The organism is Nonomuraea sp. NPDC004580 (genome assembly GCF_040609855.1).
Taxonomy (GTDB): domain Bacteria; phylum Actinomycetota; class Actinomycetes; order Streptosporangiales; family Streptosporangiaceae; genus Nonomuraea; species Nonomuraea salmonea.
This window is the reverse complement of sequence record NZ_JBEXLH010000038.1, coordinates 1-24972: the sequence shown is the minus strand read 5'-3', so window position 1 is coordinate 24972 and position 24972 is coordinate 1. Positions and strand designations below refer to the sequence as shown.

17 protein-coding genes are annotated in these 24972 nt (G+C 71.1%); 13 read left to right on the top strand and 4 right to left on the bottom strand.

The window, feature by feature from the left end:
• Nucleotides 1-112 precede the first annotated feature (112 nt).
• The 5 genes from ABZW11_RS30650 to ABZW11_RS30630 all read left to right on the top strand — a co-directional run bounded on the left by ABZW11_RS30650 (nt 113) and on the right by ABZW11_RS30630 (nt 6263).
• The gene (locus ABZW11_RS30650; protein WP_355424476.1) at nt 113-1372 is read left to right on the top strand and encodes an extracellular solute-binding protein; all 1260 of its coding nucleotides are present in this window, start codon (nt 113-115) and stop codon (nt 1370-1372) included.
• A 2-nt stretch (nt 1373-1374) separates the two neighbouring features.
• Complete coding sequence (locus tag ABZW11_RS30645; RefSeq protein ID WP_355424473.1) at nt 1375-2271, top strand: sugar ABC transporter permease; 897 nt, start codon at nt 1375-1377, stop codon at nt 2269-2271.
• On the top strand, nt 2271-3098 hold the full coding sequence (locus ABZW11_RS30640; protein WP_355424471.1) for a carbohydrate ABC transporter permease: 828 nt from the start codon (nt 2271-2273) through the stop codon (nt 3096-3098). The genes ABZW11_RS30645 and ABZW11_RS30640 overlap by 1 nt, the downstream gene beginning before the upstream one ends.
• A gap of 35 nt (nt 3099-3133) precedes the next feature.
• The gene (locus ABZW11_RS30635) at nt 3134-4225 is read left to right on the top strand and encodes a mandelate racemase/muconate lactonizing enzyme family protein (protein ID WP_355424468.1); all 1092 of its coding nucleotides are present in this window, start codon (nt 3134-3136) and stop codon (nt 4223-4225) included.
• 88 nt (nt 4226-4313) lie between these two features.
• Nucleotides 4314-6263 carry a right-handed parallel beta-helix repeat-containing protein gene (locus ABZW11_RS30630; protein WP_355424466.1) on the top strand — a complete coding sequence of 650 codons (1950 nt, stop codon included), beginning with the start codon at nt 4314-4316 and terminating at the stop codon, nt 6261-6263.
• 270 nt (nt 6264-6533) lie between these two features.
• Here the strand turns inward: ABZW11_RS30630 and ABZW11_RS30625 are convergent, their stop codons facing one another.
• The gene (locus tag ABZW11_RS30625) at nt 6534-7847 is read right to left on the bottom strand and encodes a PHB depolymerase family esterase (RefSeq protein ID WP_355424463.1); all 1314 of its coding nucleotides are present in this window, start codon (nt 7845-7847) and stop codon (nt 6534-6536) included.
• Between the two features lie 469 nt (nt 7848-8316).
• Here ABZW11_RS30625 and ABZW11_RS30620 point away from each other — a divergent pair, with 469 nt between their 5' ends.
• From ABZW11_RS30620 to ABZW11_RS30595, 6 genes are all read left to right on the top strand, one after another.
• The gene (locus ABZW11_RS30620) at nt 8317-9789 is read left to right on the top strand and encodes an endo-1,4-beta-xylanase (protein WP_355424460.1); all 1473 of its coding nucleotides are present in this window, start codon (nt 8317-8319) and stop codon (nt 9787-9789) included.
• A 317-nt stretch (nt 9790-10106) separates the two neighbouring features.
• Nucleotides 10107-12143, top strand: coding sequence for an RICIN domain-containing protein (locus tag ABZW11_RS30615; protein ID WP_355424457.1), 2037 nt, complete (start codon nt 10107-10109; stop codon nt 12141-12143).
• Between the two features lie 63 nt (nt 12144-12206).
• Nucleotides 12207-13628 (top strand): non-reducing end alpha-L-arabinofuranosidase family hydrolase, encoded by a 1422-nt coding sequence (locus ABZW11_RS30610; RefSeq protein WP_355424625.1) that lies wholly within the window; start codon nt 12207-12209, stop codon nt 13626-13628.
• Between the two features lie 109 nt (nt 13629-13737).
• Nucleotides 13738-14796 carry a LacI family DNA-binding transcriptional regulator gene (locus ABZW11_RS30605; RefSeq protein WP_355424454.1) on the top strand — a complete coding sequence of 353 codons (1059 nt, stop codon included), beginning with the start codon at nt 13738-13740 and terminating at the stop codon, nt 14794-14796.
• 63 nt (nt 14797-14859) lie between these two features.
• On the top strand, nt 14860-15924 hold the full coding sequence (locus ABZW11_RS30600; RefSeq protein WP_355424451.1) for a LacI family DNA-binding transcriptional regulator: 1065 nt from the start codon (nt 14860-14862) through the stop codon (nt 15922-15924).
• A gap of 62 nt (nt 15925-15986) precedes the next feature.
• Nucleotides 15987-16997, top strand: a complete 1011-nt coding sequence (locus ABZW11_RS30595) for a LacI family DNA-binding transcriptional regulator (RefSeq protein ID WP_355424449.1) — start codon at nt 15987-15989, stop codon at nt 16995-16997.
• Between the two features lie 129 nt (nt 16998-17126).
• Here ABZW11_RS30595 and ABZW11_RS30590 read toward each other — a convergent pair whose 3' ends face one another.
• Nucleotides 17127-18182, bottom strand: coding sequence for a hypothetical protein (locus tag ABZW11_RS30590; RefSeq protein WP_355424446.1), 1056 nt, complete (start codon nt 18180-18182; stop codon nt 17127-17129).
• A 105-nt stretch (nt 18183-18287) separates the two neighbouring features.
• Between ABZW11_RS30590 and ABZW11_RS30585 the strand changes: the two genes are divergently transcribed.
• Nucleotides 18288-19616, top strand: coding sequence for an SWIM zinc finger family protein (locus ABZW11_RS30585; protein WP_355424443.1), 1329 nt, complete (start codon nt 18288-18290; stop codon nt 19614-19616).
• Nucleotides 19613-22999 (top strand): hypothetical protein, encoded by a 3387-nt coding sequence (locus tag ABZW11_RS30580; RefSeq protein ID WP_355424440.1) that lies wholly within the window; start codon nt 19613-19615, stop codon nt 22997-22999. Before ABZW11_RS30585 ends, ABZW11_RS30580 begins: the two co-directional genes overlap by 4 nt.
• A gap of 97 nt (nt 23000-23096) precedes the next feature.
• Here the strand turns inward: ABZW11_RS30580 and ABZW11_RS30575 are convergent, their stop codons facing one another.
• Together ABZW11_RS30575 and murF are read right to left on the bottom strand one after the other, a co-directional pair.
• Nucleotides 23097-23789 (bottom strand): aspartate/glutamate racemase family protein, encoded by a 693-nt coding sequence (locus ABZW11_RS30575; protein WP_355424437.1) that lies wholly within the window; start codon nt 23787-23789, stop codon nt 23097-23099.
• Between the two features lie 13 nt (nt 23790-23802).
• A partial coding sequence (gene murF / locus ABZW11_RS30570; RefSeq protein ID WP_355424434.1) for a UDP-N-acetylmuramoyl-tripeptide--D-alanyl-D-alanine ligase occupies nt 23803-24972 on the bottom strand: 1170 nt, incomplete at its 5' end.

The window sequence follows — 24972 nt, the reverse complement described above, 5'->3', positions numbered from 1 at the left end:
CCGGGGCGGCGCTCCGCCAGTATAGGGCACCCCCATTGACGTAATACGTCATACGAGTTACGTTTTCGGGCACTGCGGCCGGGGACGTCGGCCGCGCTCTGGGAGTGAAGCCATGAAGCAGCGAAGCCTTTGGGCTGCCGTTCTCGTCATCGGGCTGGCCTTGTCAGGCTGTGGCAGCGCCGCACCGACCCAGCCCTCGTCGAAGGGCGCACTGAGCAAGATCGTGGTCTGGGACTGGAAGTCCGGCGAACCGGGCGTGGCGTCCTACCTCGAGAAGGCGAAGGCCGACTTCGCCGCACGACATCCCGACGTCACCGTCGAGTTCGTGGCCCAGCCGTTCGACCAGTACTACACGCTGCTGGGCGCGGCGGCGCAGTCGGGCAAGGGCCCCGACGTCATGCTGTTCAACGGCGGCGGCCAGCTGCGCGACCGGGTGAACCTGCTGGTCCCCCTGGACGAGTACGTGGCCGCCGACCGGCAGCGCCTGGCCGGCTGGGACGCCTTCAGCAAGGACGGCAAGGTCTACGCCGCGCCGGTGACCTTGCAGGGCCACCCCATCTACTACAACAAGACGATCTACCAGAAGGCCGGGGTGGAACCGGCGAAGACCTGGGACGACTTCGTCACCGGCTGCGCCGCGATCAAGAAGGCCGCCGGCGCCGACTGTCTGGCGCTCGGCAACAAGGAGGGCTTCGGCATCCAGTTCTTCATGTCAGGGCTCGGGCCTGGCATCCTGACGCCGAAGGAGTACGACGACTGGATCGCAGGAAAGCGCGACTGGACGTCCCCGCACGTCAAGGAGATCTTCCGGCTCTGGAAGAAGGCCGGCGACGACGGCCTGAACAATGACGGCGCCAACTCCACCGCCCTGTTCAACGACGCCTTCGCGCTCTTCGACACCGGCAAGGCCGCTCACGTCATCGGGCTGATGTCGGACGTCGGCCACTGGAAGGACTTCGGCGAGTTCCTCGGCCCGGACAACGTCGGCGTCATGGCCGCTCCCGTGGTCACCGAGGGGGCCGAGCCCGTCCTGCCGTACGACGGCGGCATCGGCTACGGGGTCGCCAGGACGGCCAAGGACCCGGCGCTCGCCGCCGACCTCGTACGGTCGCTGACCTCGACCGCCGCGCTGACCGCCTTCTCCACCGGCGCCGGTGCGATCACCTCCGACACCACCATCGACGCCTCCGGGGGCGCGCCCGCCGTGGCCGCGATCGTGCCGCAGATCAAGAGCGGCAAGCCCGCGCTGCACGTCGCGCTGTCGAGCAAGGTCCTCGACCTGATGGGCCGGCTGTCGCAGCAGCTGCTGAGCGGATCGGCCGAGGTGGACGACGTCGTACGGCAGCTCGCCGCCGCGGACGAGGCGAGCTGATCGTGCCGATCGGAAACGCGCTCGGCCTGCCCCGGGGGGCGCGGGCCGAGCGGCTCGCGCCCTTCGTCCTGGTGGCGCCGGCCGTGCTCATCATCGTGGCGCTGCGGCTGTGGCCGCTGGTGCTGGGCGTCAACTTCTCCTTCACCGGCGACGGCGAGCGCAACGGCACCCCCGTCGGCCTCGACAACTACGCCGAACTGCTGGCCGACCCGCTGTTCCGCACCGCGCTGGGCAACGTCGGGCTGCTCGTGCTGCTGCTGCCCGTCGCGGTGGCGATCCCCGGGCTGCTGGCCACCTTCATCTACCTGCGGGTGCCGGGACACCGGTTCTTCCGCAGCGTCTACTTCTTCCCCGCCGTGCTCTCCCCGGTGATCGTCGGCGCGATCTTCAACCTGATGCTCGGCTACGACGGCCCGCTGAACACCGCGCTGGCGCTGATCGGGCTCGGCCCGATCGACTGGCTCGGCGACCCTGACCTGGCGAAGTTCACGGTCATCGGGGTGCACGTCTGGGCGACGTTCGGGATGGCGCTGGTGGTCTTCCTCGCCGGGTTCTCCACGCTGGACGCCGCGCTCCTGGACGCCGCGAAGATCGACGGCGCGTCGCTGCCCCGGATCATCTGGCACGTCATCATCCCGGGCCTGTCGCGCACCATCCAGTTCGTCGTCGTCACCACCATGATCGGAATGCTGACGTCCATGTTCGGCCTGCTGTACATCATGACCAGCGGCGGCCCGGAGGGCTCGACGTACCTGCCGGAGTTCTACGTGTGGATGCAGCAGGGGCAGATGAACCGCCCGGCGCTCGCCTCGGCGGCGTCCACGGTGCTGTTCCTCATCATGCTCGTGGTCGGCGTCGCGCAGGTGGCGCTGCTGCGCCGCGCGGGGAGTGAGGACTGATGCGCGGCCGGCGTCTCGGCCGGTGGGTGGCCGCCGTCCCCATGGCGCTGCTCGCCCTCGCGACCGTCTATCCCCTGGTGTTCACCGCGAACGTCGCCATGAAGACCCGGCGGGAGTACATCCTCGACCGCTTCTCCCCCGCGAGCGGCCTGCACCTGGAGAACCTCACCGCGGCGTGGAGCAGCGTCGGCATGGCACGCTACTTCGCCAACTCGTTGCTGGTGGTGACCGTCTCGGTGGTCCTGCTGCTGCTCATCGGGTCGATGGCCGGGTTCGCGCTCAGCCAGCTGCGCTTCCGCGGCTCGACGGCGTTGTTCCTCGGCTGCCTGGCGGCGCTGTTCATCCCGTTCCAGGTGATCATGGTGCCGCTGGCGCGGGTGATGGCCGACACCGGGCTCATCGACACCTATCCGGGGCTGATCCTCGCGTACGTCGCGCAGTTCCTGCCCTTCACGATCTTTCTGATGACCAGCCACTACCGGACGATCCCGGCGGACATCGTGCACGCGGCCCGCATCGACGGCAACTCCACCTACGGCGTCTACCGGCGGATCATGATCCCGCTCGGCGCTCCAGCGCTGCTGTCCGTCGGCATCCTGGACGCGCTGTTCTGCTGGAACGACGTGCTCATCGCGCTGCTGATGATGCCGTCGCCCGAACACCGCACGCTCATGGTCGGCGTCACCTCGCTGCGCGGGCAGTACTCCGACAACATCCCGCAGTTCGCCTCCGGCGTGCTCATCGCCGCGATCCCCGTCCTGCTCATCTATCTCTTCCTCCAGCGCCAGATCGCCGACGGGGTCACCGCCGGCTCCACGAAGGGCTGACATTGCGAATCTCGGGGTATCGGACGCTGACGACGGTGCAGGCATGGGGCCGTCCCGTCGGCGACGCCAACGGCGTGCACGCCGACGGGAACGTTCCCGTGCCGATCGTCCTGGTGGACACCGATGAAGGGATCACCGGCGTGGGCCTCGGGGCGCACGCCCACCTCGACGCCGTCTTCCCGGCGATCGAGGGCGAGGACCCGCGCGCCGTCACCGCGCTCTACGACCGCATGGTGCGGCGGACGTTCAAGGCCGGGCACGCGGGGGCGGTGTTCGGGGCGATCGGCGCACTCGACACCGCGTTGTGGGACATCAAGGCGCAGGCGGCCGGCGAACCGCTGTGGCGGCTGCTGGGCGGGCGCGACCGGCGGATTCCCGCGTACGCGTCGGGCCTGGACATCGCGCTGACCGACGCGGAGCTGATCGCCGTGCACCAGGAGTACGCCGCGCGCGGGCTGCGGGCGGCCAAGCTCAAGGGCGGGCTCGACATCGACCGCGACCGGCGGCGCCTGGAGCTCGTCCGCGAGGTGCTGACCGAGGCGGGGCGAGGAGCGCGGCCGGCCCTGATGCTCGACGTCAACGAGTCGTGGACCCGCAAGCAGGCGGTCAGGCACGTCGGCGAGCTGGAACGCGCGCTCGACCTGGTGTGGATCGAGGAGCCGGTGCGGCGGTGGGACGCCGAGGGGCTGGCCGCCGTCGGACGCGGGATCCGCGCCTCGGTCGCCACGGGCGAGAACCTCACCGGTCTCGAACAGTACCGTCCGCTGCTGGCCGCCGGTGCGGTGGACGTCGTGCAGGCGGCCGCCGTCTGGGGGGTCACGCACTTCCTGCGGGTCTCCGCGCTGGCACACGCCCACGACCTGCCGGTCAGCCCGATCGGCACCACGCCCGTCGGGCTGCTGCACGCGGCGGCCTCCGTACCGAATCACCTGGTCAGCGAGCTGCAGGACCTGCAGCCGCCGCTGGGCGTCTCCGTCGATCTGACCGTCGAGGACAGCGCCTTCGTGCTCGGCGACGCCCCCGGCCTCGGCATCACCGTCGACGAGGGCACGATCGCCACGCCCGCGCCGCGCTCGGACGGCACCCCCGACGTACGGCCGGAGCGTGCCGGGCTGCGGCTGCGCTGACCCACCCCTGATGGTCAGAAATAACGAAAGAAAGGGAAATTTCGTGCGCCCATCGTTCAGGACATCTGTGGTGGCGGCCGCTGCCTTGATGACCGTCAGCGGGCTCCTCGCAAGCCCGGCCGAGGCCGCACCGGCGCGTACCATCGTGGTCGCCCCCACCGGTGCGAAGAACGCCGACGACCAGGGTCCGGGCAGCGCCGGCCGGCCGCTGGCCACCCTTGAGGAGGCGCAGCGCAGGGCCCGCGCGGCGGCGGCCGAGGGCCGGCGCGACGTCACCGTCGAGCTGCTCGGCGGCACCTATCGGCTGAGCGAGCCGCTGCGGTTCGGCGCCGCGGACTCCGGCAGGAACGGGCACGTGGTGACGTGGAAGGCCAGGCGCGGAGCGAAGCCCGTGCTGAGCGGAGCCCGCCCCGTCACCGGCTGGACGCCCGACGAGGACGGCGTCCACAAGGCGCAGGTCGGCGCCGGCGCCGACAGCCGGCAGCTCTACGTGGACGGCGCCCTGGCCCAGCGGGCCCGCGTCGACGTGCCGCGCGACGCCATCACGCTCACCGCGACCGGCTTCACCCTCGACGACCCCGGCCTGGCCCACCTCGCCGACCTGCCCGACCAGCAGCGCATCGAGCTGCAGGCCAAGCTGTCGTTCACCAACCGGTTCGCGCCGGTACAGAGCATCTCCGGCACCACGGTCACCATGCAGCAGCCGGCCTGGGACAACAACACCTACGGCTACGACACCATCCAGTCCCCGCTGCGCACGCCCACCTTCTCCCTGCTGAACTCCCGGGCGTTCCTCGACGAGCCGGGCGAGTGGTACCTGGACCGGAGCGCCGGGACGCTCTACTACAAGCCGCTCGCCGGGCAGGACCTGTCCCGGGCGCGGGTCGAGCTGCCCCGGCTGGAGCGGCTGCTGGAGATCGGCGGCACGTACGACGAGCCGGCCCGCAACCTGCGCTTCGAGGGGCTGACCTTCACCGGCACGACCTGGCTGCAGCCCGGCACCTCGGAGGGGTACGCCAACCAGCAGACCGGCGTGTTCATCGCCGGGGTCCAGGAGCACCGGCCGGACGACGCGTTCACCTCGTGCGACTTCGGCTGCAAGGGCTTCGAGGGCTCGCGCAACAACTGGTCGCAGACGCCCGCGGCGGTGCAGGTGTCGGCCGCGGAGAACATCGCCTTCACCGGCGACACGTTCGTCAACCTCGGCTCCGTCGGGCTCGGCATCGGCAACGACGCCAACGCCCACGCCACCGGGGTCGGGCTGGGCGCGCACGGCGTGACCGTCAAGGACAGCACATTCACCGCGAGCGCCGGTGGCGGCATCGTCGTCGGCGGCGTACGGCCCGACGCGCACCACCCGTCCGACCCGCGCATGGTCAACAAGGACATCAGGATCAGCGGCAACCGCGTCTACTCCACCGCCCGCGAGTACCTCGACCAGGACGGCATCTTCGCCAGCTACGTCACGCGGCTGACCATCGAGCACAACGAGGTCGCCGACCTGCCGTACACCGGGATCGGGATCGGCTTCGGCTGGGGCGCCAACGACCCGGGCGGCAGCCCCGAGTACATCAACCGGGGCCTGTACGACTTCCAGCCGATCTACGACACGCCGACCACGTCCACCGAGGTCCGCGTCGTGGGGAACCACGTGCGCGACGTCGTGCACACGATGTTCGACGCCGGCTGCATCTACACGCTGTCGGCGATGCCGCGCAGCCACATCGACCAGAACTACTGCGAGAAGAGCGGGCAGCTCGGCGTGTACTTCGACGAGGGCTCCCGGTACGTGTCCGCCAGGAAGAACGTGTTCGTCGGCACTGCCGCCCAGTGGGCGCACGCCAACAACCAGAACGGCAACCACACCGGCGACATCACGCTGACCGGCAACTACACCACGAACCCCGCCATCACGGGGCTGGTGGACGGCGAACGCGGCAACACCGTCCGCGACAACGCCACCGTCACGGCCGACGACCTCCCGGCGGAGGCCAAGAAGGTCGTCGACCAGGCGGGCCCGCACGGCAAGACCCGCTGACCACCCGGCCGGCCTCACTGCGAAGCGGGGCCGGCCACCCCGGTGGACGACGAAGGACCGGCACCGATCCGGCAGCGCCGAGGCGGGCCGGGCGGCCGAGGCGGCGGGGCGGGCCGATCAGCGCCCGCCGGACGTGAGGCCGGAGCGCCCGCGCCGGAAGTCGTCCTCTGCTTCCGGCGCGGGCGGGTCTGCGGCCCATCCGGCGCGGGCGGGTCTGCGGCTACGGCCCCCAGGCGCGGGGCCCCCAGGCGCGGGGCCGGACGGTGGCGGTCAGGTGTGGGTCCAGCGCTGGTTGGCGCCCCCGTGGCAGGTGTAGAGCTGCAGGCGGGTGCCGTTCGCGGTGCCCTGGCCCACGGCGTCGAGGCAGAGGTTCGACTGGACGCCGGTGATGCTGCCGTCGGAGTTGAGGCGCCACTTCTGGTTGTCGCCGCCCCAGCACGAGTAGATCTGGATGCGGGCGCCGTTGCCGCTGCCTCCGGCGTCGAGACACTTGTTGCCGTAGACGCGCAGCTCGCCGGATGAGGTCTGGCTCCACTGCTGGTTGGTGCCGGTGTTGCAGTCCCAGAGCTGGACGGCGGTGCCGTCGCTGGTCGCGTTGTTCGGCACGTCCACGCAGCGGCCCGAGCCGGTGCCCCTGATCTGCCCCTCACCCTCCGGGTCCGGGGGCGGGGTCGTGCCGCCGCCGTCGAGGCCGAAGAAGCGGATGGCGTGCGCGGCCATCCCGTTGTGCGGCAGGTCGTGGCCGGCGCCGTTGATCGTGTACGCCTCGACCTGCCCGGAGCCGTAGACGCGCCGGGTCCAGCCGGACTGCGGGCTGTCGGTGGAGGTCGGGGTCTGGCTCAGCCCGTGCACGTTGGTCCACTGGTCGACCTCCTCCTGCAGCATCGAGTACGGCAGGACGGAGTCGTTGGTGCCGTGCCAGGCCGTCACGCGCGGCCGGGCTCCGGTGTAGCCGGGGTAGGCGTTCCTGACCAGGTCGCCCCACTGCTGCGGCGACTTGTCCCCGCAGCCGGCCGGGCCGAGGCACGCGTACGGCACGCCCGCGAACGGGGCGCCGGCCTTGAACACGTCGGGGTACGTGGCGAGCAGGTTGAGCGTCTCCATCGCACCGGAGGAGAAGCCGGTGGCGAACACCCGCTCCGGGTCTCCCGAGTGGCGCTGGAGCACGTAGTTCACCATGGAGACGATCGAGACGGGGTCGCTGCCGCCGCCGTGCCGCAGGGCCTCGTTCGACCACACGTCGAAGCAGTTCGACATGCCGTTGGCGCTCTTGTTGGCCTGCGGGTAGACGACGATGAAGCCGTGGCGGTCGGCCAGCGAGGCGAACTCCGTGCCCTGGTGGAAACCCTGGGCCCAGCCGTTGCACCCGTGCATCGCCACCAGCACGCCCGGCCGGGCCGCGGGACGGTCGGGGACATAGAGGTACATACGCAGGCCGCCCGGGTTGTTGCCGAAGTTCGTCACCTCGGTCAGCGCCGCCGCCGACGCTCGCGGGGCGGTCAGGGACAAGGACAAGCCGGTCGCGATCGCCGCGATGAGCGCCACCAGGCCGGCACCGATGCCGGCGTACCTTCGCGTTCTCATGCTGCACGTCCTTTCTGGGGGCCGGACGCTTGCTGTTAGCGCTAACAAGGTGGTGTTGGTGGTGGCGAAACGGAGCAAATCCGAGCCGCAACGTTCTGTCAAGGGCCTGTGGGCGGCCCAGCACCGCGCGCAGGCGGCCCACCTGCGACATCGGAAGGGGACGGCGTGAAAGTTTCATCGACGGCTGAGCGCTCTGGACTGCCTTCCGAAACTTTCTTTCCGGCTGATCAGGTGTTCCGGCACGCCGGCGCGGATGCGCCCCAGAGGCATGATCCCGAAAGTTTCACTGAATCCTTGACAACTTTCGGAGCGATTCCCAGACTGAGACCGCACGACGATCTCCCCTGTCAGAAACGGTGGTGTGCGGCAGGGGGCGCCGTCACGACCGCCGTGGTGCGCACCGCGGCGTCGCCGCCGCGGGTGTCCCCGCCGGCTTCCTTCCCCCCGACACGTACATGGAGGCTCAGGCATGGGCGAGAACGCCATGTCCCCACCCACCTTCCCGCCAGCGCCCGGCAGGCGCAAGCGGGCGCTGATCGCCGGCGTGGTGAGCGCCATCGCCGGGATCGGCGTGATCGCGGCGATGACGGCGCCCTTACCCGCGCAGGCCGCCGAGAGCACGCTCGGCGCGGCGGCCGCGCAGACCGGCCGCTACTTCGGCACCGCCATCGCTCAGGGCAAGCTCGGCGACGGCCAGTACACCTCGATCGCCTCGCGCGAGTTCAACATGATCACCGCCGAGAACGAGATGAAGATCGACGCCACCGAGCCCAACCAGGGGCAGTTCAACTTCAGCGCCGGCGACCGGATCTACAACTGGGCCGTGCAGAACGGCAAGCGGGTCCGCGGGCACACCCTGGCCTGGCACAACCAGCAGCCGAACTGGATGCGGTCAATGGAGGGCGGCTCGCTGCGCCAGGCCATGATCAACCACATCAACGGCGTCATGAACCACTACAAGGGCAAGATCTACGCCTGGGACGTGGTCAACGAGGCCTACGCCGACGGCAACTCCGGCGGCCGGCGCGACTCCAACCTGCAGCGCACCGGCAACGACTGGATCGAGGTGGCCTTCCGCACCGCCCGCGCCGCCGACCCGAACGCCAAGCTCTGCTACAACGACTACAACATCGACAACTGGAACTGGGCCAAGACGCAGGGCGTCTACAACATGGTCAGGGACTTCAAGGCGCGCGGCGTGCCGATCGACTGCGTCGGCCTGCAGTCCCACTTCAACAGCAACAGCCCGTACAACAGCAACTACCGCACGACCATCTCGAGCTTCGCGGCGCTGGGCGTCGACGTGCAGATCACCGAGCTGGACATCCAGGGCGGCTCGGCCACCACGTACGCCAACGTCGTCAACGACTGCCTGGCCGTGCCGCGCTGCACCGGCGTCACGGTCTGGGGCGTGCGCGACACCGACTCCTGGCTGGGCAGCGGCGCCCAGGCACTGCTCTTCGACGGCAACGGCAACAAGAAGGCCGCCTACACCGCGGTGCTCAATGCGCTGAACGGCGGCAACACCGGGACGCCCGGCCCCGACCCGGAGGGTGAGGGGCAGATCAGGGGCACCGGCTCGGGCCGCTGCGTGGACGTGCCGAACAACGCGACCAGCGACGGCACCGCCGTCCAGCTCTGGGACTGCAACACCGGCACCAACCAGCAGTGGAGCCAGACCTCATCCGGCGAGCTGCGCGTCTACGGCAACAAGTGTCTCGACGCCGGAGGCAGCGGCAACGGCGCCCGCATCCAGATCTACTCGTGCTGGGGCGGCGACAACCAGAAGTGGCGCGTGAACTCCGACGGCAGCATCACCGGCGTCCAGTCGAACCTCTGCCTCGACGCCGTGGGGCAGGGCACCGCGAACGGCACGGGGCTGCAGCTCTACACCTGCCACGGTGGCGCGAACCAGCGGTGGACCTACAACTCCGGGTCCTGACCGCGGCTTGAGCTCTCGTCCCGGTCCCGGACGGGCGGTACCGGGACGAGACAGCCTCGCTCGTAACGTAACTCGATGCGCATGAAATTTTCATGACCTCGCTCCGCGCACCGCGCTCCTCCTGACGACGTGAAATGCCAGGCAGGAGCGCCGCACCCCGCCCGGCGGCGGGGCGTCCTTCGTTGACGGTTCGTTGACGGCGGGCCGGACCGTCGGATGTACTCCCCGACAACGCACCCTGAGAAGGAGGGACATGTCGTCATGCGAAGCGAAATGTTAGCGCTAACAACTCGGTTACGTACGTGCTGGAGGTCCCCATGAGGCGTGCGCTCGCGATCCTCTCGGCCCTGGCGCTCATCGGCGTGCTGCTGACGCCGACGACCCAGGCGGCCCAGGCGGCCACCGTGGACACCAACGCCTGGTACGTCCTGGTCAACCGCAACAGCGGCAAGGCGCTGGACCTCTACAACCTGGCCACCAGCGACGGCGCCCGCATCACCCAGTGGAGCCGTAACAACCAGAACCAGCAGCAATGGCAGTTCGTCGACTCCGGCGGCGGCTACTACCGCATCAAGTCCCGCCACTCCGGCAAGGTCCTCGACGTGTCCGGCTTCTCCACCGCCAACGGCGCGGCCGTCGTCCAGTGGAGCGACCACAACGGCACCAACCAGCAATGGCGGCTGGCCGACAGCTCCGACGGCCACGTCCGCCTCATCAACCGCAACAGCAACAAGGCCCTCGAAGTGCAGAACGCCTCCACCGCCGACGGCGGCAACATCGTGCAGTACGACGACTGGGGCGGCGCCAACCAGCAATGGCAGCTCGTCAAGGTCGACGGCAGCGACCCCGGCAACCCCGGTGACACCTACGGCAACCCCGTCGTCTGGCAGGACTTCGCCGACGGCGACATCATCCGGGTCGGCGACGCCTACTACTACTCGGCCTCGACCATGCACTACTCCCCCGGCGCGCCGATCCTGCGCTCGTACAACCTGGTCGACTGGGAGTACGCCGGGCACTCGGTGCCGCGGCTCGACTTCGGCTCGGGCGCGTACGACCTGAGCGGCGGACGGGCGTACGTGAAGGGCATCTGGGCCTCGACGCTCAACTACCGGCCGAGCAACTCCACCTACTACTGGATCGGCTGCATCGAGTTCAACCGCACGTACGTCTACACCGCCTCCGCCGTGGACGGCGCGTGGACCAAGCGCTCGCAGATCAACAACTGCTATTACGACGCGGGCCTGCTGATCGACACCGACGACACCATGTACGTCGCCTACGGCAACGGCACCATCAGCGTCGCCCAGCTCTCCGCCGACGGGCTGAGCCAGGTGCGGGCGCAACAGGTGTTCCAGACACCGAGCAGCGTCGGCACCCTCGAGGGCGCCCGCTTCTACAAGCGCAACGGCTACTACTACATCTGGCTGACCAGGCCCGCCAACGGCCAGTACGTGCTCCGCTCCACCTCCCCATGGGGCCCGTACGAGATGCGCCAGGTCCTGCTCGACCTGCCCGGTCCCATCTCCGGCGGCGGCGTGCCGCACCAGGGCGGGCTCGTCCAGACGCAGAACGGCGACTGGTACTACATGTCCTTCGTCGACGCCTACCCCGGCGGCCGGGTCCCGGCGCTCGCGCCGATCACGTGGAGCGGCGACTGGCCGGTGCTGCAGACCGTCAACGGACGCTGGGGCGTGACGTACCCGAAGCCGAACATCCAGACGTCCAGGACCGTGGCGTCCATGATCGGCCCCGACACGTTCTCGTCGGGCAGCCTCGGCCATCGCTGGGAGTGGAACCACAACCCCGACACCAGCCGCTACTCCACCGGCAACGGCCTGCGCCTGCAGACCGCGACCGTCACGAACGACCTCTACAACGCCCGCAACACGCTGACCCACCGCATCCAGGGGCCGCAGTCCACGGCGACGATCGAGCTCGACTACGCGCAGATGGCCGACGGAGACCGCGCCGGCCTGGCGATGCTGCGCGACCAGTCGGCGTGGATCGGCGTCCGGCGCGACAACGGCGTCACCCGGGTCGCCATGACCGACGGGCTGACCATGAACGGTTCGTGGCAGACCACCGGCACCGGCACGGAGGCGGCCAGCGCTGCCGTCTCGGGCGGCCGGATCTGGTTGCGGGTCAGCGCCGACGTCCGGCCGGGGTCGGGCCGGCAGGCGCGCTTCTCGTACAGCACGGACGGCAGCACGTACGTGAGCCTCGGCCGGGCGTTCACGCTCAACAACGCCTGGCAGTTCTTCATGGGTTACCGCTTCGGAATCTTCAACTACGCCACCCGGTCGCTCGGCGGCGCGGTGACCGTGCGCCGCTTCGACCTCACCGCACCCTGATCGAACCCCCTCTCGAGAAAGGCATGCTTCGTGAATCGCAGACTCCTGGCCGTCCTCGCGGCGCTGGGCTCGTTATTGGCGGGCCTGCTCGTCGCCGTACCGGCCCGCGCGGCCACCGTGGACACCAACGCCTGGTACGTCCTGGTCAACCGCAACAGCGGCAAGGCGCTGGACGTCTACAACCTGGCCACCAGCGACGGCGCCCGCATCACCCAGTGGAGCCGTAACAACCAGAACCAGCAGCAATGGCAGTTCGTCGACTCCGGCGGCGGCTACTACCGCATCAAGTCCCGCCACTCCGGCAAGGTCCTCGACGTCCACAACTTCTCCACCGCCAACGGCGGCTCCATCGTCCAGTGGAGCGACCACAACGGCACCAACCAGCAATGGCGGCTGGCCGACAGCTCCGACGGCCACGTGCGGTTCATCAGCCGCAACAGCAACAAGGCGCTGGAGGTGCAGGGCGCGTCCACGGCGGACGGCGCGAACATCGTGCAGTACGACGACTGGGGCGGCGCCAACCAGCAGTGGCAGCTCGTCAAGGTGGACGGCGGCACCGACCCCGGCAACCCCGGACAGTGCGACCTGCCGTCGAGCTACCGCTGGACCTCGACGGGGCCGCTGGCGCAGCCGCGGTCGGGCTGGGTGTCGCTCAAGGACTTCACCGTCGCCCCCTACAACGGCCGGCACCTGGTCTACGCGACCACGCACGACACCGGCACGCGCTGGGGGTCGATGAACTTCAGCCCGTTCAGCAACTGGTCGGAGATGGGCTCGGCCAGCCAGAACGCCATGAACTCCAGCACCGTCGCGCCCACCCTGTTCTACTTCGCGCCGCGGAACATCTGGGTGCTGGCCTACCAGTGGGGCAGCTCGGCCTTCTCGTACCGGACCTCCAGCGACCCCACCAACCCGAACGGCTGGTCGGGCGAGCAGCCGCTGTTCACCGGCAGCATCTCCGGCTCCGGCACCGGCCCCATCGACCAGACGCTCATCGGTGACGGCTCGAACATGTACCTGTTCTTCGCCGGGGACAACGGCCGGATCTACCGGGCGAGCATGCCCATCGGTAATTTCCCCGGCAACTTCGGCTCGTCCTCGACGATCATCATGAGCGACTCGACGAACAACCTGTTCGAGGGCGTGCAGGTCTACAAGCTGCAGGGCCAGAACAAGTACCTGATGCTGGTCGAGGCGATCGGCTCGCAGGGACGCTACTTCCGTTCGTTCACGGCGACCAGCCTGAACGGCACGTGGACGCCGCAGGCGGCGAGCGAGGGCAACCCGTTCGCCGGCAAGGCCAACAGCGGCGCCACGTGGACCAACGACATCAGCCACGGCGAGCTGGTCAGGGCCAGCGCGGACCAGACCTTCACCGTGGACCCCTGCAACCTGCAGCTCCTCTACCAGGGCCGCAGCCCGAACAGCGGCGGCGACTACGGCCTCCTCCCCTACCGGCCCGGCCTGCTCACCCTGCAGCGCTGAGGTCGTGAATCCAGGCCGGGGCCGCACAGCGGCCCCGGCCTCCCGCTGTCGTCGATGCCGCCGAAAACTAAGCTCCGAAGTCCCGAAAACAGCTGGCTAGACTTTCGGCATGAGCATGGTCGCAGGGCCGCCCGACGACGGCGCCACGCAGTCACGGCCGCTGACCATCGCGCAGCTCGCCGAGCTGGCCCAAGTCTCCACGGCCACCGTCTCGAAGGTCGTCAACGGCCGTACGGAGGTCAGGCCGGAGACCCGCGCGCTCATCGAGCGGCTCATCCACGAGCACGGCTACCGGCCGCAACGGCGCCGCGCCCCCTTCGCGCCCCTGGTGGAGCTGGCCTTCGACACACTCGACGGCGAGGCGCCCGCCGAGGTCGCGGCAGGCGTCGAACGGGTGACGCGCGAGCACGGCATGGCCGTGACGCTGTCGCGGCTGCGGCACGGCGACGACCAGGGCAGGGACTGGATCGAGGGGGTGCTCAGCCGCCGTCCCACGGGCGTGATCTCGGTGTTCTCCAGCCTCACCGGCACCGAACGCGAGCAGCTCGCCACCCGCGGCATCCCGCTCGTCCTGCTCGATCCACGAGACGAGCAGCCGGCCGAGGTCGCCTCGGTGGGCGCGAGCGACTGGAGCGGAGGCCTCATGGCCACCCGCCACCTGCTCTCACTCGGCCACGGCCGCATCGCCGCCGTCGCGGGTCCCGCGGACGCCCTGGCCGCCCGTGCCCGCCTCGACGGCTACCGCACCGCACTCGACATGGCCGGCCTGCCCGTCGACCCCGGGCTGATCGCCGGCCCAGGAGACGCCCCTGAGCGCCTCCTGCGGCTGCCGTCCCCTCCGACGGCCATCCTCACCTGCGACGACGGCCAGGCCACCGGGCTCTACCGTGCCGTGCACCGGCTCGGCCTGCGCATCCCGGATGACGTCAGCGTGATCGGCTTCGACGCCCCGCTGGCGGGCCGGTGGATGGACCCGCCCCTCACCACGGTCCGCCGCCCGCTCCCCGAGATGGCCGCGACCGCCGCCGACCTGGTCCTCGCCCTGGCCCGAGGCGAGCGCCCCGCCCGGCATCGCGTCGAACTGGGCACCGACCTCATTCGCCGAGGCAGCACCGCACCTCCTGCGGACTGCCGAACGTTACTGTCAAATCACCGAAAACAATCTTGACGGTCGTCGCCGGAGCGGCTTAGCCTGACGCCCCATGCTGCCGTACGCCGGAAGAGGGACAGATTGCGGCCACCCGCCGAGCGCCACCTCCCGATCATGGCCGACGTGGCCAGGCTGGCCGGCGTCTCCCAGCAGACCGTCTCCCGCGTGCTGAACAAGCACCCGAGAGTGCGCGAGGCGACCCGGGTGCGCGTCCTGCACGCCATCGGCATCCTCGGCTACCGCCGCAACCTGGCCGCGCGAGCGCTGGTCACCAGACGCTCCCACCGGCTCGGCGTCATCGGCTTCAACACCACCCTGTACGGCCCCGCCAGAACCGTCCACGGCATCGAACAAGCGGCCAGAGAGGCGGGCTACTTCGTCAGCGTCCTGAGCCTGCGCACCATCAACGCCCCCACCGCGACCGCGGCCGTCAGCAGCCCGGTCGAGCAGGGCGTGGACGAGGCCATCGGGCATCTGGTCGAGCAGGGCGTGGACGGTGTCGTCGTGGTCGCGCCGCAGCACGCCGCCGCGCGAGCCTTGGCCGGTCTGCCTCCCGGCCTGCCCGCCGTGGCGATCGAGTATCCGCACCACGGCCACGTGCCCGTGGTCCGCGTGGATCAGGCCGAAGGCGCGCGGCAGGCGACCGCTCTCCTCCTCGCGCTGGGCCACGAGACCGTCTGGCACGTCAGCGGCCCGGACGGCTGGCTGGAGTCCGAGGGACGACGCGAGGGATGGCGAGCCGCCCTGTCGGCGGCGGGACGCAGGATCCCCGAGCCGCTGACGGGCGACTGGACGCCGAGATCCGGATACGTGGCCGGCGGAGAGCTGGCCCGGATCTCCGGCCTGAGCGCGGTGTTCGTGGCGAACGACCAGATGGCGCTCGGCCTGCTGCGAGCGTTCAGCGAGGCGGGGATCAGGGTGCCCGAGCAGGTGTCCGTGGTGGGGTTCGACGACGTCCCCGAGTCCGCGTACTTCACCCCCGCCCTCACCACCGTCCGGCAGGACTTCGGTCAGGTCGGCAGGCTGAGCATCGAGCTGCTGCTCGGGCGGATGGACGCGGCGGGACCTGTCGCTCACGAGGTGCTGGTCGTTCCGCCCCAGCTCATAGCCCGCGACAGCACCGCCAGGGCGCGAGACGGACGCTGAAAACCTGATCTTGGCGGGCCGGGGCCGCCCTGGTTCGGGCTTCGCCTGGCTAGACTGCGGCCATGACCACGGAGTCGTCTCCACTCACCATCGCTCAGCTCGCCGAGCTGGCCGGCGTCTCCACCGCGACGGTCTCCAAGGTCGTGAACGGCCGTTCAGAGGTGTCCTCCGAGACCCGCGCCGCCGTCGAAGAGCTCATCCGCCGCCACGGCTACCGCCGCCAGCGCCGCCGCTCCACCCCCACGGCCCTGGTCGAGCTGGTCTTCCACGCCCTCGAAGGCGACTACCCCGTCGAGATCACCAAGGGCGTGGCACAGGTCGCCCGCAAGCACGAGCTGACGGTGGCGGTCTCCGACGTCCACCGTGACAGCGCCGAGGGCGACGCCTGGCTGGAGGGCGTGCTGCGGCGGCGGCCGAGCGGCGTGATCGCGGTGTTCTCCGGCCTCACCTTGGCCCAGCACGACCTGCTCGCCCGCCGCGAGATCCCGCTCGTCCTGCTCGACCCCGCCGACACCCCCGGCGGCGACGTCCCGTCCGTCGGCGCGGGCAACTGGCACGGCGGCCTGACCGCCACCCGCCATCTCCTCGACCTCGGCCACCGCCGCATCGCCATCATCACCGGGCCCGACTCCGCCCTGTCCAGCCGCGCCCGCCTCGACGGCTACCGCACCGCCCTCGACATGGCCGGCCTGCCCGTCGACCCCGAGCTGATCGGCCGCGGCGACTTCCTCATCCAGGGCGGCCTGACCGAGGCCCTCCGCATGCTGCGCCTGCCCGACCGCCCCACGGCCTTCTTCGCCACCAACGACGGCCAGGCGATCGGCGTCTACCACGCCGCCCACCAGCTCGGCCTGCGCATCCCCGACGACCTCAGTGTCATCGGCTTCGACGACCTGCCCTCCGTCCGCTGGGCCATCCCACCCTTGACCACGATCCGCCAGCCCTTGGCCGATATGGCCGCCGCCGCGACGTCGATGCTCCTGACTTTGGCCCAAGGCGAACAACTGACGCAAAACCGCGTCGAGCTGGCCACCGAACTCATCATCCGCGCCAGCACCGCCCCACCCGCCTGACACCCGGGACGACCCATGAGAGCCTCCCGGGTGGAGACGTTCGAGCCGGACTCGCCTTCGGCGGCGAGTGGGCAGAAAGTGCGGGCGAGCTTGAAGACCGTCCTCGAAGCATGAGGGCCGGCATCGACGTCACAATCCCCCCATGGGCTCGCAGGTCAGAGCGCCTACCTCACACTCGTAACTTCCCTGATAAGCCGCGTGGTCGTAGAGCTTCCCCGGGTTTCGGAACGGTTCGCCGTTGGGCGTGCCGTCGGACCTCACGGTCATCTCTTCGGCTTTTCCGTCGACGGTCAGCTTGACGACGAGCTCCCAGTCAATATCCCAGGTGGAGCTGACGGCGAGAATCTCGAAGACTATCGGTTCGTTGAGGGTGAGATAGACGAACTTCTCATCGAAGTACGCGCGCCCGGGTCGTTCGCTCTCGTCGAGGCTCCGGAGACGCTCCATTGTCGAGCTCTCGTCAAAGATGAGGATGCCGGGTTCGATTTCTTCGGCACCGCCGGTAGGGCCCCTCAGCTTGAATCCCGTCGGCGGCTTTCGACGTTCCAGAACCCTGCCGACGACATCAGTGATTCTGACTTCACCCCTTTTGCGGCCGGTCAGCGACAACTTGAAGCGAGTCCTGGCCGCGTCGCAGGCCGAGGTCAGGCAGTAGCTTGAGTATCGGATGCCGCCATTGTCGGCGGCGAAGTCGATCACCGACCTTGGCGTGGACGGCAGATTCCTCAGTCCGTTCAGCGCTTGCTCCGACAACGGCTCATCGAACACCCACCCCATGTCGACATCCTCGTTCCACGACTCCTCGATGCCGACTCGGACCGGTGGCTCCGCCGCGGACACCCCTTCTTTGACGTCCTCCTGGAAAGGTCCGACTACCACCGTGGCCACGAAAACCATGACGGCCAGCACGATCGGCACGGTGACGCCGGTGAGTATGGCGATCCTGCGCTGGGATCGATCTTCGCCGGGAATCTCCTGGCCGGGCGGCTGAACGGGTCGGGTCGCAGGTGGAGCTTTGCGGTAAGAAGGAGGGCTCGCCGTTGGAGGCGCCCAGCTCGTGCTTCCGTCCGGTGGCCGCTTCTTCCGGGCCACCACCGGTTGTGGAGGATCGTCCAGCGGCTTCTTCGACGCCACCGGTTCTGGGGGGTCGTCCGGCGGCGGTGCCTGGTCTTCTGGGGCTGTCATGAAGCCATGATGAGCGACCGCCATGGCACGGTCCAGGGTTATTCAAGGCGGGCCCCGATCATTCCGGGTCCAAGATTGTCGGTGGGGCGATCTATCGTCCCCGCCATGACTGCAGCGACGCAGGCGTACACGTACGCCGCGCCTTCCTCCCTTGTCGACGGTCGCCTCGGATTGGCGACCTCCGGTGGCAGGGCCCTGTCCGGGCCGGCCCTCGCTCCGCGCTTCTTCAGCGGCGTGGTCACTCAGGCTGCTCCGGCCGCGGCGGCGCTGCTCGGCGTCGCCGATGTGGCGCTCGCCCGCTACCACCAGCCGCAGTCGCGGCCCGGCTGGGTACGCGACCCGGTCGTCACGTGCAACGGCGACCGGCTGCGCTTCGAGTCGTTCTCCGCCTGCGGCGGCGTCTACGCCCGGCTCGACCTGCTGGGCGGAGCGCTCGACGGCGAGGTGTTCGACCGGGGCACCACCAACGTCGACGTGAACGCGCCCCTGCGCGAGGCGCTGGCCCGCATCGGCGCGCGCGACCCGCTGCACCTCGGGGTGGGCCTCGACGAGCTGGTGGTGACCACGGGCGACGGCGCGGTGGTGGAGAAGAAGGTGCCGCTGCCCGAGCGCTGGCTGCGCGGGTTCGCCGAGGTGCAGGTGATCGCCTCGGGCATGGACCAGCGGGGCGAGCTGGCGGGCATGGCGGCGGTGCGGTTCCTGCGCGGGCTGCCCAAGCGCGGCACGCGGTGGGTGACGCAGGCGGGGCGCGAGCTGAAGACGTCGGAGCGGCACACGCCGGGGTCCGTACGCCTGGCCGGCCCCAACCGGCTCGCCACCCTGCTGCCGCTGCTGCGCTTCGCCAAGACCCTGCGCGTCTACGGCGCGGCCGACGCCGCCTCCAGCGCCTGGGAGCTGGAGCTGCCCGGCATGCGCTACACGCTGACCCTCTCCCCCGAGGGCTGGCGCGGCTTCTCCGGCGAGGGCGCGGTGCTCCACGACCTCGCCACCGACGAGGCCGAGAACGACGCCGACGTGGTGGGCATGCTGCTCAACTTCGAGCCCGAGGTCGAGATCGGCCTGCTGGCCGACCGGGCGGGCATCCCGGCCGACCGCGTACGCGCCGCGCTGACGCAGCTCGGCGTCGCCGGCCGGGTCGGCTACGACCTGGCGGAGGCCGCGCACTTCCACCGCGAGCTGCCGTACGACAAGGACAACGTGCTGCTGCTCAACCCGCGCCTGGCCAAGGCGCGCAAGCTGGTCGAGGCGGGCGCGGTGCGGCTCGAAGGCGAGCTGGCGACCGTGCGCACCTCCGGCGGCGAGCGGCGGGTGTCGCTGACCGACGGGTCCTGTACGTGTGAGTGGTGGTGGGACCATCGCGGCTCCCGTGGGCCGTGCAAGCACGTGCTCGCGGCCAGGATCGTCGCCCGCGCCGCCGTTGAGGTCTCCCGATGAGCCTCTGGACGGAGATCCGTACGCTCGTCAGCGAGAACAAGACGGCCCGGCTGGCGGACCGCCTGGTCGCGCTCACCGACGAGGAGCGCGCGGAGCTGGCGGGCCGGTTGCCCGGCCTGGTCAAGGAGCTGCGCGAGGCGTTGACGGAGAAGCTGCGCGCCGAATACCACGAGAGCCACGAGGATGTGATCTCCTGGCAGGTCACCGACGGGATCAGGATGGTGGCCGGTGGGCTGCTGCTGGCGGGGGTGGGGGTCATCGGCGGGCCCGCTGCGGCGGTGTCGTGGATGACCAGCCGCGACGTCAACCGCCGCTGGGCCCGCGACATCGACGTCGCCCAGGTGTGCCGGGTGGCCGCCGCGCGCTCGCCGGAGTGGCGTCGCGACGTCGCGGCCCGGCTGGCCCTGCGGGTGCGCCGTCCGGCCGATCGCATCGCGCCGCTGGCCGTGGCGCTGCTGCGCGCGTCCGGTGTCACGCCGCCCGACCACGACCCGCTGGTGGCCGCCTGGCTGGCCGCGCCGAACGTGCCCGACGATCCCCTGCTGCCGGTGCTGCTGCCCCGCATCTTCACCGCCGGCGGCGCGGGCCGCGTCCTGCGTGAGGAACGCCTCGATCCCCGCCCGACCCACTGGCTGGCCGCCGCCGCGCGCGGGCTGCCCCGGCAGGAGGCGCTCGACGGGTGCGTGAGCCGCTTCCTGCGCGGCGGCGACGTCCAGGACCTGCGCTTCTTCGTCCGGCTGCACACGCTGCTGGAGCCCACGCCCGCCGAGTCCGCCGCCCGCCTGCGCGACTACCTGCGACTGCTGCCGTCGGCGCCCGGCACGGTCGCGGAGCTGGCGGCCGGGCAGGTGCGCGCGGCGCCGCCGCTCGGCCACGCCGACCTGGTCGAGGCGGTGGAGGCGCTCACGTTCAGGGCCGAGGCCAAGCTCGCGGTGATGGGCCTGCGCTGGCTCGACGAGGGGCTGCGGGCCACGCCCGACGCGGCCGGCGACTTCGTGCCGGCGCTGACGACCGCGTACGCGCACACCTCCTTCGAGGTGCGCGACCGCGCGGTGGGCCTGACGCTCAAGCACGCCGGGCTGTTCGCCGATCACGCCGAGGCCGTCCGCGACGGCTTCGAGCACCTGCCCGCCGACCAGCGGGCGCGGCTGGTCGCGCGGTTCGGCGGGGAGGTGCCGGTCGAGGAGCGGGAACGCAAGGAGTTCCCGCCGCTGCCCGAGCCGCGGCAGGCGGGGCCGTTCCCCGAGCCGTCGCTCCATCCGGACGCCGGCGAGTGGTGGGTGCGCGGGGAGCGCTGGCTCGCGGCCTTCGTCGCCGGGATCGCCGATGACCGGGCGCGCCTCAGCGCCGAGCTGAAGCCGCGGGTCGAGAGGGGTGAGTGGCGGGCCAAGACGGTGTTACTGGACCCCGACGCCTGGCAGTCCGCGCTGGCCGCCGAGCTCGTCAGCCCCGGCAGCCTGCCGGAGGTGCCGCCGGTCCAGCCGCAGAAGGCATGGGACGGCGCGAGCTACTCCGTAGGGGTACGCGCGATCACCCGCGGCGATGAACCTCCGCCGGAGCCGCGCCGCCGCAGGGGCTTCATGATGATGAGCGGCTACCACGCGGACCGCTACCTGGAGGATGACAGCCCGCTGCGGGTCATTGACATCACCTGGACCAGCGACGAGGGCCCCGCCGCCGCGGTCGCCCGCGAGAACGGCGAGGAGGTCCCCTTCGTCGGCGGCCGCGTCCACCTCAACCGCTCCCCCGCCGGCGCCGAGCACCCGCCGCGGGAAGACGCCGGTGCCGACCGGTCACGAGGGGACGCCGACGGCGCCGGCGACGAGCCGGCTCGGTGGGACGTCCTCACCGAGCCGGCCTCTCACGAGGACGCCGGCGACGAGCGGGCTCGGCCGGAGGGCGGCGGCGTTGGGCGGTCCCCGTTGAGCGTCCTCATCGAGGCGGCCTCTTGGGAGGACGCCGAGGAGGAGGACTACGGGTTCGCCGGTTACGGGCCGTCTCATCCCCGCGCTCGCCTGCGGTCGCGGTCCGGCATCCGGTACGACGACTCCGAGGAGGCCATGCCGTCCCACGTCCTCGACGACGTCTATGAGCGCATGGCCGAGCTGGGCGTCGCCCGGGAGCGGATCGCGGCGATGGAGGCCGGGCAGCCGGTGCCCCCGCCGGGTCCGGACGAGCCGCTCGTGGAGGTGACCGTCTCGTTCATGCCGCCCCGGCTGCGCTCGTTCCTGCCGCCTGAGCTGCCCGAGCCCGAGGAGTGGCGGCGGCGCAGCCGCCTCCCGCGTTCCGGCGCGGTCTCCCCGCTGCACGACTTCCTGCTGCACCGTTACGCCGAGCTGGCGCGCGCTCTGCTCGACGACGCGCTGCCGCCGGTGCTGCTGGCCACCCCGACCTCGACGAGCGGCCTCCTCGACCCCGGCGTGCTGGTGGACCGGCTGGCGACCTGTGCCGCCGCCGGGGTGGAGCCGCTGCCCGCCGACCTGGCTCAGGCGCTGATGCGGCTGCCCCGGGGCCGCCATCCTGCGGCGGCCGAGCGGGCGGCCGGGATCGGCTCGGAGGCGGCGCGCTCGGCCGCCCGGTGGCTCGCCGGGGGCGGCATGACCGGCCTCGTGTGCGGCCACCGGTGGCAGCACATGGTCAGCGCGTCCATGGTGGACTTCGGTGACGATGAGCCCGACGACTTCACCGAGGTCAGGCTGCGGCCCGTGGTGCGGGTGACGGAGCCGACCGGGCACCGGCTGATCGACGAGGTGCTGCTGCGGGAGCCGTACGACTGGCGTCAGGACGAGTCCCGCAACCAGATCCCCGGCTGGGCGGCGATGGTGCCCTCGCATCCCGAGATCATGGTCGTCAACGCGCTGCCCTTCCTGCTGCACGGCGACTATTGGGGGTCGGGGCTGGTTCCCTTGGAGGTCGCGGGCCTGGAGCTCGCGGAGGGTCCGCTGGGCGAGGCCGCGGGGGTGATGCTCGCCTTCATGCTGGCCGGTCAGCTGCACGGGACTCTTCCGCTGCTCCTCGCTCTGGCCGCGCGGGGCACGCTGCCGTGCGAGGCGGTCGGCCGGCAGCTCGCACTGGTGCTGCGCCGCACCTGGCGGGAGACCAGGGCGGCCATCGCGGCGCTGACCGGGCTGGCCGAGGCGGGCGGCCACCACGAGGTGTGGCGCATCCTGCGGGGCCTGCTCCCCGAGCTGGTTCCCGCTACGGGGACGCATCGGCGCATCACCGTCACCCACACCACCTGGGTCGCCTTCGCCGCCGAGGTGGCCGGATGGGCGGACGCCCGCGGCGAGATCCCGGTGATCGCCGGCCATGCCGGCGCCCGCAGAAAGTCGCGCTTCGCCCACGAATGCCGCAACCTGCACGCGTTGCTCACCGCCCCATGACCGCCCAGGGCGCCCGCACTCACGCGTGGCGCCCTGAGGTCAGCCCGCCGGCGGCGAAGGCGGGGCCGGCCCGCCAAGGTCAAGGCGCCCCCTGGCCTCAGCCGGTCAGGGCGAAGGCGGCAGCGGCTTCGGCGTGGAGGCGGGCGGTGGGGAGCAGCGGGACGGTGGTGTCCTTCTCGGTGATCAGCAGCTCGATCTCCGTGCAGCCGAGAATGACGCCCTCGGCCCCGGCGGCGGCGAGCCCGTCGATGATCCCGGCGTAGGCGTCCCTGGACGCCTCGCGGATCACGCCGCGCACCAGCTCGCCGAAGATCACGTCATGCACCAGGTCCCGCTGCTCGCGCGGCGGGACGATCACCTCGAAGCCGTGGGAGGCCAGCCGGTCGCGGTAGAAGCGCTGCTCCATGGTGAAGCGGGTGCCGAGCAGGCCCACCTTGCGCATGCCCCGGGAGCGGACCTCGGCGCCCACGGCGTCGGCGATGTGCAGCACGGGCACGCTGGTGGCCCGCGCCACGTCGTCGCTGACCTTGCTGAAGGTGTTGCTGCAGACGAGCAGCACGCCGGCGCCGAGGTCCTCCAGCCTGCGGCCGGCGTCGGCCAGCAGGGCGCTCACCTCGTCCCAGCGGCCGGCGAAGATGAGGTTCTCGACGGTGGTGTAGTCGACGGACCAGATGAGGCTGTCGGCCGAGTGGCTGCCGCCGAGCCGTTCGCGTACCCGCTGGTTGATGATCTGGTAGTAGATGACGGTCGATTCCCAGCTCAGCCCGCCGATGAGGCCGATCGCGCGCATGTGCGTTCTCCGTTCAGTGGGTGAGGGCGCGGGCGCAGGCGCCGAGCCCGATCTCGCTGGACGCCTTGACGAACACCACGTCCCCCGGCCGCAGCAGCGCGGTGGCCAGGGCGGCGGCCTCTGCGGGGTCGGCGACGGTGTGGACGTGCACGCCGCGGGCCGCAGCGGCCTCCGCCATGGCGTGCGGGTCGCCCGCGCCGACCGCGATCAGCACGTCGAAGCCGAGCAGCGCGACGAGCGCGCCCACGTCGGCGTGCCGGGCGCGGGAGGCGTCCGCCTGCTGTCCCATCGCGCCGAGCACGGCGACGGTACGGCGGTCGCCGGCCAGGGCCCGGACCGCCCGCAGCCCGGCCCGCATGGACTCGGGGTTGGCGTTGTAGGCGTCGTCCACGACGGTGACGCCGTCGGGCCGTTCGACGATCTCCAGGCGGCCGGCCGAGCGGCGCCGGGCGGCGGTCAGGCCCGCGGCGATCTCGGCGGCGTCCAGGCCGAGCGCGGTGGCGACGGCGGCGGCGGCCAGGGCGTTGGCGACCTGGTGCGCGCCGATGAGGTCCAACTGGACCGGGGCCCGGCCGGTCGGGGTGATCAGGTCGAACGCGGCACGTGCCCGCCCGTCCAGCCGCACGTGCTCGGCCCGTACCTGGGCCTGCGGCGCGCGCCCGTACAGCAGGATCGGCGCCCGGGTACGGCCTGCCATGCCCAGCACGTACGGGTCGTCGGCGTTGAGCAGCGCGCACCCGTCGGCGGGCAGCGCCTCGACCAGCTCGCCCTTGGCCTCGGCCACGTCGGCCAGCCCGCCGCCCATGCGCTCCACGTGCGCGGCCCCGACGTTCAGCACCAGCCCGAGCCCGGGCGGCGCGATGCCGGTCAGATAGGTCAGATCGCCCTTCCTGCTCGCCCCCATCTCCAGCACCAGGTAGCGGGTTCCGGCGTCGGCGCGCAGCACGGTGAGCGGCAGCCCCAGCTCGTTGTTGAACGACCGGTCGGTGGCCACGGTCGGCCCGTGCCGTTCGAGCACCTGGGCCAGCAGATCCTTGGTCGTGGTCTTGCCGACGGACCCGGTCAGGCCGATCACCGCCGGGCGGAGCCGCCGGAGCACGTGCCCGGCCAGCCTGCCGAGCGCGAGCTGGACGTCCTCGACGACCAGCGCGGGCACCCCGACGGGCCGTGCGGCGAGCACGGC